General features: G+C 30.5%; 12 protein-coding genes. All 12 read left to right on the top strand.

Annotated elements, in window-relative coordinates; translation table 11 throughout:
- Window positions 1-71 precede the first annotated feature (71 nt).
- The 12 genes from B5E87_RS02230 to B5E87_RS02170 all read left to right on the top strand — a co-directional run bounded on the left by B5E87_RS02230 (window position 72) and on the right by B5E87_RS02170 (window position 12,153).
- Window positions 72-548, top strand: a complete 477-nt coding sequence (locus B5E87_RS02230) for a pyridoxamine 5'-phosphate oxidase family protein (RefSeq protein ID WP_087243318.1) — start codon at window positions 72-74, stop codon at window positions 546-548.
- A 141-nt stretch (window positions 549-689) separates the two neighbouring features.
- A complete protein-coding gene (locus B5E87_RS02225; protein ID WP_087243317.1) occupies window positions 690-1,271 on the top strand; it encodes a TVP38/TMEM64 family protein in 582 nt (193 codons plus the stop codon).
- Between the two features lie 420 nt (window positions 1,272-1,691).
- Window positions 1,692-3,068 (top strand): MBOAT family O-acyltransferase, encoded by a 1,377-nt coding sequence (locus B5E87_RS02220; protein ID WP_158095525.1) that lies wholly within the window; start codon window positions 1,692-1,694, stop codon window positions 3,066-3,068.
- 11 nt (window positions 3,069-3,079) lie between these two features.
- Window positions 3,080-4,201 (top strand): hypothetical protein, encoded by a 1,122-nt coding sequence (locus B5E87_RS02215; RefSeq protein ID WP_087243315.1) that lies wholly within the window; start codon window positions 3,080-3,082, stop codon window positions 4,199-4,201.
- Between the two features lies 1 nt (window position 4,202).
- Window positions 4,203-5,711 (top strand): amino acid adenylation domain-containing protein, encoded by a 1,509-nt coding sequence (locus tag B5E87_RS02210; protein WP_087243314.1) that lies wholly within the window; start codon window positions 4,203-4,205, stop codon window positions 5,709-5,711.
- Window positions 5,704-6,885: a diaminopimelate decarboxylase family protein gene (locus tag B5E87_RS02205; RefSeq protein WP_087243313.1), complete on the top strand. Its 1,182-nt coding sequence runs from the start codon at window positions 5,704-5,706 to the stop codon at window positions 6,883-6,885. Before B5E87_RS02210 ends, B5E87_RS02205 begins: the two co-directional genes overlap by 8 nt.
- A 4-nt stretch (window positions 6,886-6,889) precedes the next feature.
- A complete protein-coding gene (locus B5E87_RS02200) occupies window positions 6,890-7,117 on the top strand; it encodes a phosphopantetheine-binding protein (RefSeq protein ID WP_087243312.1) in 228 nt (75 codons plus the stop codon).
- 28 nt (window positions 7,118-7,145) lie between these two features.
- Window positions 7,146-7,538 (top strand): DUF5301 domain-containing protein, encoded by a 393-nt coding sequence (locus B5E87_RS02195; RefSeq protein WP_158095524.1) that lies wholly within the window; start codon window positions 7,146-7,148, stop codon window positions 7,536-7,538.
- 122 nt (window positions 7,539-7,660) lie between these two features.
- Window positions 7,661-8,419: a MurR/RpiR family transcriptional regulator gene (locus tag B5E87_RS02190; protein WP_087243310.1), complete on the top strand. Its 759-nt coding sequence runs from the start codon at window positions 7,661-7,663 to the stop codon at window positions 8,417-8,419.
- Between the two features lie 9 nt (window positions 8,420-8,428).
- Window positions 8,429-9,445 (top strand): CapA family protein, encoded by a 1,017-nt coding sequence (locus B5E87_RS02185; protein ID WP_087243362.1) that lies wholly within the window; start codon window positions 8,429-8,431, stop codon window positions 9,443-9,445.
- Between the two features lie 446 nt (window positions 9,446-9,891).
- The gene (locus tag B5E87_RS15665; RefSeq protein WP_087243308.1) at window positions 9,892-10,485 is read left to right on the top strand and encodes an Abi family protein; all 594 of its coding nucleotides are present in this window, start codon (window positions 9,892-9,894) and stop codon (window positions 10,483-10,485) included.
- A 255-nt stretch (window positions 10,486-10,740) separates the two neighbouring features.
- The gene (locus tag B5E87_RS02170; protein WP_087243307.1) at window positions 10,741-12,153 is read left to right on the top strand and encodes an ROK family protein; all 1,413 of its coding nucleotides are present in this window, start codon (window positions 10,741-10,743) and stop codon (window positions 12,151-12,153) included.
- The last annotated feature ends 46 nt before the right edge of the window (window positions 12,154-12,199 follow it).

The raw sequence follows: 12,199 nt of genomic DNA, 5'->3' as shown, positions 1-12,199 counted from the left end.
AACATTTTACTATTGATAGAGAATTGTTTTATAATAGAGTAAAGGAATAATGAAAGAGGAAGGATTTTGTTATGTTTAGAAACATGAGAAGAGTGAAAAATGAGATTTCTTTAGAAGAAGCTAAAGAGTTATTAAAAAAGAATAGAAGAGCAGCATTATCAGTTCATGGAGATGATGGTTATCCATATACAATTCCTATTAATTTTTATTATGATGAAGATGAAAATAAAATTTATTTTCATAGTGCAAAAGCTGGACATAAGATTGATGCAATAAAAAACAATGATAAAATCTGTTTGACAACATGGGATGATGGTTATCTGGTAGAGGGAGATTGGGCTTTTTATGTATCCTCTTGTGTTGTCTTTGGGCGTGCCAAATTGATTGAAGATCGTCAAGTCACAGAAGATAAAACGAGAACATTAGCTTTAAAATATTTCCCAACAGTAGAAGAAGTGGAATATGTCATTAAAAAGAGCATTGATCGTGTTCAACTGGTTGCTATTGAAATTGAACATATTTCAGGTAAGAAGATTCATGAAAAGTAAAGGGTGTGTCTAAATCATGATCGGCTTTGATTTATTTTAATTAGAAAAATAAGTCAAAATACAAAATATTTAGAAAATATTAAGAATTTGTACATTATTTTATTCTTTTTTTGGGGTTATACTTTTACTGAGGTGGAAAGTATGACTTTAAAATCAACGAAATGGTTAACAGTAGCAGGAACTGTTGCATTATGTCTATTTCTTGTTTATTTGGGACAATCCCATTATTTGTCTCATCCAGAAAGTCTACAGTTATATTTAAAAAGAACAGGGGTTATCGCACCTGTTATATTCATACTTATTCAAATTGTACAGGTCATTATTCCAATTATCCCTGGTGGTGTCAGTAGTGGGATAGGTGTTATTGTATTTGGAGCTGTTGAAGGCTTTCTATATAATTATGTAGGATTGCTTATTGGTTCTTATATTGTTTTTCGATTAGTGAAAAAATATGGCCAAAATTTTATATTGAAAGTCACTGATCAAAAAACATATGATAAATATATTGGATGGCTTGATAAAGGTCAAAAATTTGAAATCTTTTTTTCTTTAGCCATTTTGCTGCCCGGTTTTCCAGATGATTTATTATGTATGATTGCTGGTCTTACCAGTATGTCAACAAGAAAATTTATGATAATTAATATTCTTTGTAAACCAATAGGATTGTTTTTCTATTCTTATGGAATAAAAGAGCTGTTAGGCATTTTAGGACAGTGCTTTTAAATGTTGAGCTTTGCCGTACAGGTTAATACATATAAAAATGATTTGATTAAAGTGATGTTATATTGATATATCAAAAGAAGCCAATCGTTATGATTGACTTCTTTTTTTGAAATGAAACTTTTATAAAGTACACAAGAATTACACAAAATTTCCATAGTAATTTCATAACAATTTTATATGATGAATTTTGTAAAAAAGAAGTGAAAAATAAGATTGATAAGGAATGATTTTATGGCTTTTAATACATTGGTTTTTTTATTGTTTTTTTTATTTGTTTTAGTCGGAAGCTTTCTTGTTCCCGCAAAGTGGAAGTGGATTTTTCTGCTGCTTTCCAGTTACTTTTTTTATTGTTATGCAAGTGTGAAGTTCTTGATATTTATTTTGTTGACGACACTGAGTTCTTATATGGCCACTCTGTATATGGGCAAGCAATATCAGATGGAAAGGAGTCAAACATCAACAAAAGAATATAAAAAGAAATGTCATTTGAAAAGAAAAAGAGTACTGATTCTCACATTAGTATTGAATTTTGGAATCTTATTATTTTTAAAATATTTTAATTTCTTTTCAGAAAATATAAATCATTTATTAGAAACATTGTCTTTGGGAAGTCAGATACCAACACTTCATTTGATCCTACCATTGGGAATTTCTTTCTATACATTTCAGACCATGTCTTATGTTATTGATGTTTATTGGGGAAAAATTGAACCAGAACGTAATTTGGCAAAAGTGGCTTTATTTGTGTCTTTCTTTCCACAAATTCTTCAGGGACCTATTGGTAGATTTAAAGATCTGGCTCCCCAACTTTATGCACCCAAAAAAGCAAGTTATCGTGATTTGAAATTTGGCTTACAGTTAATGTTATGGGGTTATTTTAAGAAAATGATTATTGCTGATAGAGCTGCAGTTATAGCTGATTTTGTCTTTGAAAATTATATGAATGTCTCAGGTATGGGTGTTGCTTTAGGAGTCTTTATGTATGCTATTCAGGATTATACTGATTTTTCAGGTTGTATAGATATTGCACGTGGATGTGCACAGACAATGGGAATGACTATGGCAGAAAATTTTCGTCGTCCTTATTTCTCAAAGACTGTTTCAGAATTTTGGAGAAGATGGCATATGTCATTGGGAAGTTGGATGAAAGATTATGTTTTTTATCCATTCTCATTGACTCCCGGGGTTAGACAAATAGGAAAATTCGCAAAGAAGCGTTTTGGTAAACACATTGGTCGAACTTTACCTATCGCTTTAGGAAATTTACTAGTCTTCTTTTTGGTGGGTGTATGGCATGGAGCACAATGGAATTATATTATCTGGGGAATCTTTTATGGATTCATAATAGCAATCAGTGGACTGATGAAACCAGTTTGGAATTATTTGAATCAAAAGCTACATATATCTGTTCAATCTCGTAGCTTTCAGCTCTTTCAGATATTGCGTACCTTTTGGATAACTTGTGTAGGATGTATTATTTTTAGAGCAGTGACACTTACAGATGGATGGCGTATTTTTCTTAAATGCTTTCATTTTTATGAATTTCCATTAGATATTAAAAAAGAGCTTGTTTCATTTGGATTGAATGGTAAAAATTATGTTGTTTTGTTGATAGGGTTGATTGTTTTATTGATTGTAGATATTCTTCAGGAGAAAAAGAGTGTTCGTGAACGTATTGAAAAAAGGTCTATCTGGATACGCTGGGGACTTTATCTTGTTGCATTTCTCATTATTTTATTGTTTGGCATGTATGGTCCAGGATATGATCAAACACAATTTGTATATATGCAGTTTTAAGGAGGAATTATATGACAAAATTTCAGAAATTCAAAATCTTTATTATGACAATCCTCATTGCAGGTCTGGTCTGTGGGATGAATTTTGTAATGTGTCGTCAGGCATATAGTTCTGATGCTGTACGTGTCAAAAATTTCTATAAGTTAGAAAACAATAGTCTTGATATGGTCATGATAGGAGCCAGTACAACATTTACGAATTATTCTGCTCCTCTAGCATTTAAAGAGTTTGGGTATACGAGTTATTCTCTTGGAACAAATGGTGCTCCTATGGGACTTGCAAAATCAATGCTGATTGAAGTTTTAAAGACTCAAAATCCTAAAGTGATTATTATTGATATTAATGGCATATTATATGATGATAAGTTTGAAAGCAAGGAAGGATCTTTGAGAGCATGGATTGATAATATGCCTTATTCTCAAAATAAGATCAAGACAATTCAAGAGCTGGTTTCTGAAGATGATCGGTTGTCTTATTATGTTCCATTTTTAAAATATCATTCTAATTGGGCAAAATTCAAAGATAATGTCAATGCCAGTATAGATGAATTAACGCATCATGATGATATTCATTTATCTTCAATGGGTATTCAAGGAACAGCTCAAATTACACCACAAAAATCTCCTATTCCTATTAAAACACATACGCAAGAAAGACCCATGTATCGTTTATCAGGACTGCATCTCAAAGAGTTATTAGACTATTGTCAAAATCATGGTTTAAAAAATATTTTATTTACCAATATGCCACGTTATTATTCAAAAAAAATGATACCAGAACGTGAACGTAATAACGCTGCAAAAGCTTTGATACATCAATATGGTTATGAGTATATAGATATGGATGATTATGTTGATGAGATTGGCTTAAATCCACAGACAGATTTTTATAATCAGAATCATTTGAATATTTATGGTCAAAAGAAACTAACGATGTATTTAGGAAAACGATTGAATGAAAAGTATCATTTATCAGATACTCAACATGATGAGAAGATAATTCAACGTTATCAACAGGAAGTGACAGCTTATGAAAAAATATATAAATGGGCAGATGAGCAGATTCGTTTAGGAAAGAAGAGAAGATATAACTATAAAGAAGTTAAAGAAATTATAGAGAAACAGGAGATATAAAATGTATAATGTTTTAGATTATTTAAAAGAGAGTGCCAGAAAATATCCTGATAAGGTTGCTTTTGCAGATATAGATCAATCAATAACATATGAAGAGCTATACAGAAAAGCACAGGAGATTGGTAGTGCATTGGCTTCAAAGATTTCAATAGGGCAGCCAGTTCCTATTTTTATGGAAAAGAGTGTAGATACGATTTGTCTGTTTTTTGGTGTCGTTTATGCTGGTGCATTTTATGTTTTGCTGGATATGAAACAACCCCAAACAAGATTAAATCATATTATGAAGACGTTAGATTCAAAAATGATAGTGACATCTCAAAAATATATAGAGGCACTCAAAAAGAAACAAATGGAAAGTGATGTTATCTTATTAGAAGATTTATACGGACATGTTAATCTAAAAAAGTTAGATAGTATTGCGAGTCAGCATACGGATACAATGCCGTTATATACAATTTTCACATCAGGTTCTACCGGTATTCCTAAAGGTGTATGTGTTGCACATCGTAGTGTGATTGATTTTATTGAAACATTTACCAAAACATTTCATATTAATGAAAATGATGTTATTGGGAATCAGGCTCCCTGGGATTTTGATGTCTCCGTCAAAGATATTTATTCAACAATCAAAACGGGAGCAACTATGCAAATTATACCAAGGCAATATTTTTCAATACCAACTCAATTGTTAGATTTTTTATGTGAAAGAGAAGTCACAACAATTATTTGGGCTGTATCAGCTGTTTGCATTATTTCAACTTTGAAAGGGTTTGAATATAAAGTACCTCATAAGATATCTAAAGTGATGTTTAGTGGTGAAGTCATGCCAATGAAACAGCTTCGTATCTGGCAGTCTTATTTACCAGATACAATGTATGTTAATTTATATGGGCCAACAGAAATCACATGTAATTGTGCTTATCATATAATAAGTCAAATGGATCAGGATGATGTCATTCCTATTGGAAAAGCATTTCAAAATGAAAAAGTCTTTCTTTTGGATGAACACAATCAGGAAGTGATAATACCAGATGTCTTGGGTGAAATATGTGTCAGTGGAACTGCCGTCAGTCTAGGATACTACAACAATCCACAACAGACACACCAGGCTTTTTGTCAAAATCCTCTGAATCCTTATTATCGAGAAATCATTTATCGTACTGGTGATTTAGGTTATTACAACAAACAAGGTGAATTATGTTTTGCCTCACGTAAAGATTTTCAGATTAAACATATGGGACATAGAATTGAGCTGGGTGAAATCGAAAAGGCCATGCAACATGTTGAAACGATTCAAAGAGCTTGTTGCCTTTATGAAAATCATAAAATCATTGCTTTCTATGATGGTGATATTGAACGTCGTGAATTGACACGTGTTTTAAAAAAAGAATTACCTGCCTTTATGATTCCTAATATTTTTTATAAGGTTCATGGGTTCCCTCTCACAAAAAATGGAAAGATTGATAGACAGAAATTAAAATCAATGATGAAGGAGGATTGCAATGTTTAAACCACAGTATCAGGATGTTATCACAGATTTAGCAACACCAGCATATGTATTTGACATAGATGTTTTACAAGAAAGAATAGAGTTTATTCAAGGCATATTAGGAAAGAATATACAGTTATGTTATGCTATGAAAGCTAATCCCTTTGTGATTAAAAGTATTGAGGGGATCATTGATTGTTATGAAGTCTGTTCTCATGGTGAATTTGAAATCTGTAAAAGGGCAGGCATACCTATGGAAAAAGTTGTCTTATCGGGTGTATATAAAAACGCTGATGATATTTTAAAGGTTATGAAGACATATCGTGAATGTCTTGTTTATACAAGTGAATCTGTACATCAGTTTACTATGATACATGAAATAGCTAAAAAACTAGATTGTCAGGTACCAGTATTACTGAGAATAACAACAGGGAATCAGTTTGGTATGTCAGAAAAAGAGATATGTCATCTCATTGAATCTCGCCAACAATATCCTCATGTTGAAATTGTTGGAATCCAACATTTTTCAGGAACTCAAAGAAAAAAATTAAAGCTGTATGAACAAGAACTCAAATATGTTGATACACTTTTACAGCGATTAGAAAAAGAGTATGGATATGTTGCAAAAAAATTGGAGTTTGGACCGGGCTTCTATGTGGAATATTTTCATGGAAGTCAGGTCTATGATGAAGTTGAACTTCTCCAAGGTTTTAAAGAACTTTTAGAGGGACTTCATTTTCAAGGGCAGATTATTTTGGAATTAGGAAGATTTATTGCAGCTAATTGTGGACAATATTATACCGAGATTGTTGATTATAAAGTCAATCAGGTTCCCTATTGCATTGTTGATGGTGGGATGCATCAGATAACATATTATGGTCAGATGATGGCTATGAAAATTCCACATTATCGTCAAATCAAAAAAGAAAAAGGAAATGGTCAAATTATTCAATGTCATGTGTCCGGGTCTTTGTGTACAATCAATGATAATCTGGTTAAGGCTTTACCTTTAGAGAATCCGCAGATTGGAGATATTTTAGAATTTCAACGAGTAGGTGCATATGCAATGTGTGAAGGTATATCGCTCTTTTTAAGTCGTGATTTACCAAGTATTTATCTTTATTCAAAACAGAATGGATTATGTTTACAACGTAGTCGTTTTGAAACAAATATATTAAATTACAAAGGAGAATAAGAAAATGGAAAAATTATTAGAATTATTAGAAGAAATTGATGGTGATATTGATTTTAGAGAATGTCAGACATTGATTGATGATGGTGAATTGGATTCATTTGCAATCTTAGAAATTGTAGCTGAAATCAATGATACGTTTGATGTTCAGATTGGAGCTTCAGATATCGTTCCTGAAAACTTTAATTCAGCAAAAGCTATGTGGAAAATGATACAAAGATTAAAAGATGAATAGAAAACATGTACATATTTATAAAAAAAGAATGAAAGCAACAGCAATTATAATGCTTATTATTGGTATTTTATATGGAATGTATATATCTAGAACCACTTATCAGATTGAGGTTCCTCAACTAAAAAAAATAAAAAGTATCGTTTTAATTCAAAAAAAGACCATTCAGGAATTGACCGATCAAGATGCAATAGCTGATATTGCTACTCTCTTGAAAGGGAAGAAAACTCAACAAGAGAGTATGAATAATACTCCTTTCAATGTTAGTCAAAAGATTAGACTTGAGTTTCATTCAAAATATGGTGACATAACCTTTATCTATCTTTATAAGAAAGATAATCAATATTATATAGAGGAACCCTACAATGGTATTTATCAGATGAGTGAGAATGAATATAACAGTATTACTCGTTATCTTAGATAAGAGTAGTGTGTATGTTAGAGGCATGAGTGCCTCTTTTTGTATGGATTGATTTATTTTATAGTGGGAGAAATATTAGTTTTCATTCTTGTTTTGTTGTATAATAGAAAAAAGGGGTGGAAAGGATGGAAATATTAATATCACGTATTTTAAAATATTTAAATGGCTGCTTAAATGATGATCATATGTATCGTATTGGTAGCTTTGTGGTTAAACATTATAATGAAATCTGTCAATATGATTTAGAACAATTTATCAAATCATCAAAGTGTTCTCAAGAAGAAGTGCAAGACTTCTTTTATCATCTTGGATTTCATTCTTATGAAGAGTTTCATCAACAGCTTATCATTGATAAACAAATTCGTTTGGACCAGATCAACGCCAGAATGTTACATACTTCTGTAGATAAGTTTTTATCACATTTAAATATTAAATTTTCTAAAGAAGAGTTTTTACATACCATTGATCAGATTTGTGATTTGATTTTTCATGCAAAAAGAGTTGTTATTGTGGGAGCACTATATCCAAGCAGTATTGCAGTTGATTTTCAGACGGATTTGATTACTTTTGGTAAGGAAGTTGTTGAATATCATCATTTTGATAAACGTTTTACATTTTCTGAAGATGATGTTGTCATTTTTATCACAGCAACAGGACGTACAATGGAACAAAATGCGAAAAAAATGGTCAATCAGCATCTATGTGATGCTTATGTTGTTTTAGTGACTCAAAATACAAAATATATCCAGTTTGAAAATGTCTGCCCTGATTATGTTGTTCATGTTTTAGGAACATTTGATGGTTTGGAATTTAGCTATCAGACAATGATGATTTTAGATTTATTAAGAATCAGATATTATCAAAAATTTTATGAGGAAGAATAAGTGGGAGTTATGAAAAAAAGAGTACAGTATTTTTTGGCATTGACAACTATTTTGATGATGACAGCTTGTCAAAGTCAACAACAGACATCACAAGTTGATGAAGAAAAGCAAGTAGAGATTCAAGAACCAGAAGTGAGGAAGACAGAAATAACTTTATCATTTGTTGGTGATATCACTTTAGGAAATTATATTGGACAGGGTTATGAAGGATCTTTTGATCAGGAATATGAAAAGCAGAATCAAGATAGTGCTTATTATCTCAAGAATGTTAAAGATGTTTTTGAAGAAGATGATTTAACGATTGCCAATCTAGAAGGTCCACTCACAACAAGCCCAGATTATGCTGAGAAAACTTTTGTTTTTCAGGGGAAACCTGAATATGTTGATATATTGGCTGATGGTGATATTGAGGCTGTGACATTAGCTAATAATCATTCTAAAGATCATTTTGAACAAGGTATGACAGATACTAAGGCAATTTTGGATGAAAAAGGAATCAGGCATTTTGGCTATGATGAAAGTTGTATGATTGATGTGAAAGGAATTCAAGTGGGATTTTTAGGTTATGCTTTTCCATATGAACTCACTGCAGAAATGAAAAAAGCAATAAGTGATTTAAAAGCTCAATGTGATATTGTGGTTGTTTATTATCATTGGGGTATTGAACGTGATAAGGCGCCAATGGAATCACAACGCAGTTTAGCTAAACAGACAATTGATGCTGGAGCAGATTTAATTATTGGTTCTCATCCTCATGTCTTACAGGGAATTGAAACATATAAGGGTAAGAAGATTGTTTATAGTTTAGGGAATTTTTGTTTTGGTGGGAATAAAAATCCTAGTGATAAAGATACAATAATTTATCAGCATACATTCTTATTTGAAAATAACGAATTGGTTCAAGAAGAACATGAAGTGATTCCATGTATGATATCATCTGTATCATCACGTAATAATTATCAGCCAACAATTGTAGAGGGTGAGGATGCCAGTCGTGTTTTAGAAAAAGTGAATGAAATCAAATAGCATGAATTCATGCTACTTTAGGCTGTTGATAAAGTATATATGGTCAACAGCTTTTATGATATGATGTTTAAAATATATAAATTGAGTCAATTGAAAAAGTCAATTCTATGTTTTGTAAAGGTATAGGATTTCATTTTTATTGAAGAATGATATAATTCTTTCACTTACATTATCTAATGAAACAATGCTAAAATAACTTGGAGGTGAATAATCATGCGCACAAAGTGTTCAGTTTCACAACAAATTATAAATCTAAAGAGTAAAAATATTAAGTTTAATATTATCAATGAGCAATCTGCTATACAATATTTGACACACCATACATATTACTTTAAGTTAAAATCTTTCGCTAAATCTTTTGAATACAATGAAGTAAAAAATGTATATATTAACTTAGATTTTGCATATTTAGTGGAATTATCAAAACTTGATATGTATTTAAGGGAATATATTATCAAACTATCTTTAGATACAGAGCATTTTTAAAAGTAAAATTAATTAATGATTTAACTCACAATGATAAAGAAGATGGATATCATATTATTGATAAACTTTTTATAAAATATCCATATATTAAACAAAATATAAATCATAAGAAGAATGATTCTGCATGTGCTGATTTGATTCATAAATACCAAAATAATTGGGCTATATGGAACATTGTAGAAGTCCTTTTATTTGGTGATTTTATTAAACTTTTTGAATTATATTACGAACTTTATCCAGAAAATAAGTCTAGAACAATAAATCATTTGTTATGGCCTTTAAAATTTATTAGAAATGCATCAGCTCATAATAATTGCTTATTAAACACTTTAAGAAAACCCTATACTCACACACATTTATACAATAACACAAAAAATATAATTGAACCAAGCAAAGAATTAGTGCTTTTATTAACAAAAATACCAAACATCAGTAAAAATTCTAGACGAAAAAAAATTATGAATCCAGTAATCCATGATTTTATAGCCACTTTATTTTTATTTAATGAAGTTTGTACGAGTTCTGTCTTAAAAGAAAAAGAATTTAACAGATGAAAAGATTTAATTCATGTCAGATTTATTAAACATAGGGATTATTTTATTAAAGACAATATACTCGTATCTCATTATGAATTTGTAAAAAAATAGTTGATTATTTATACGAAAAATGCATATAATAAGTAGAAGGACAAAAACGAAAGTTTTATGTAGAACAATGCCAGCATTGTTCTGCTTTTTTTATTTAAGGGTTTTATTTGATAATGGTGAATGATACAATATGATTAACAAATATCAAAGTGAGGAAAATATATGGATACGGAAAAAAAGGAATTGGATTTTGATTTTCAATCATGGATTAAAGAACAATATAATGATGATTATCAGATTGTAGAAGATAATGAATCTTTAATCAGATTAGTTACGGATTATGGAGAGGCTTCTATTCGTTTTACTGTTATTGAACAAAGTACAATTGTAGAGTTTTCTATTGTTTCTAAAAAAGATGATTCAGTGAAATTCTATCTTCATTTTGAGCTGAATGATGAAGATCATGCTAAACAGTTATATGATGAAATGGTAGAAACATTAGTTGGCTTAAAAAATGAAAAAACTTTACAAGTTCTTTTATCATGCTCATCTGGTTTGACAACGTCTATGTTTGCTCAAAATTTAAATGATGTGGCTCAAATGCTGAGATTGGATTATCATTTTGATGCTGTTTCTTATTTAAGTATTTATGAAGAAGTTGAAAAATATGATGTGGTTTTGATTGCACCACAGATTGGTTATATGTTGAATCGTTTAAAAGAAAGTTTAACAGATAAATTAGTCCTTCAGATTCCCACAACTGTTTTTGCTTCATATGATGCGCCAGGGGCTTTAAGATTTCTACAAAATGAACTTGAAGAGTATTATACTAACAAAACACAGGAAGCGCAAAAACATCATACGCATTGTATAGAATATGAAAATCGTATTTTATCTATTGTGATTTCTAATAATAAGGCACAAACAAGAATTTATTATCGTTTGAGTGATCATTGTGAAATTATTGATCATAATATGATTATCAAACCTTCTTTAAATGTTTATGATCTTTATGATATTATTGATACTGTTTTATTAAAACATCAATATGTGGATATGATTGGTATTGCAACACCAGGAATTGTTAAAGATGACCAACAGTTAAGAAATTCACCTGATGAAAAAATTCTGGATATAAAAAATGAATTTGAAAAGAAATATGGAATTAAAGTTTTAGTATGTAATAATGCTAATGCTGCAGTTGTGGGATTTTCTTTGGAACATCCTGAATATCAAAATATTATCTTTCACTCACAACCATTTGGTTTTGGTGTAGGAGGACAAGGTATTATTTCTCATGGTCAGATTGTGACAGGAAGAAATGGGGTTGCAGGAGAAGTCCGTTATTTTATTCATCGTATGCAATTTTCTGATGAATGTGCAAAACTGGCATGGACACAAGAAGGTGTGTTAGAGCTTGTGACAAAATCATTATTACCTTCAATATGTATTATGGGACCTGAAGCAATTGCTGTGTACTCACCTATGACAAATGATATGAATGAAGTTAGAAATAAACTCTTATCATTTATTCCTGAAGATTATATGCCAGAGCTTTACTCTATTAAAGAAGTGAGTCCATATATGCTAGATGGTCTTACAAAACTATGTGTCAATGATTTAAAAAAGAATTAAAAAGATTGTATAAAATGGAAAAATAGCCTAATATTATAAGATAGTG

The organism is Massilimicrobiota sp. An142, assembly GCF_002160725.1.
Lineage (GTDB): Bacteria > Bacillota_I > Bacilli_A > Erysipelotrichales > Coprobacillaceae > Allocoprobacillus > Allocoprobacillus merdigallinarum.
This window is presented reverse-complemented; position numbering and strand designations above follow the sequence as displayed.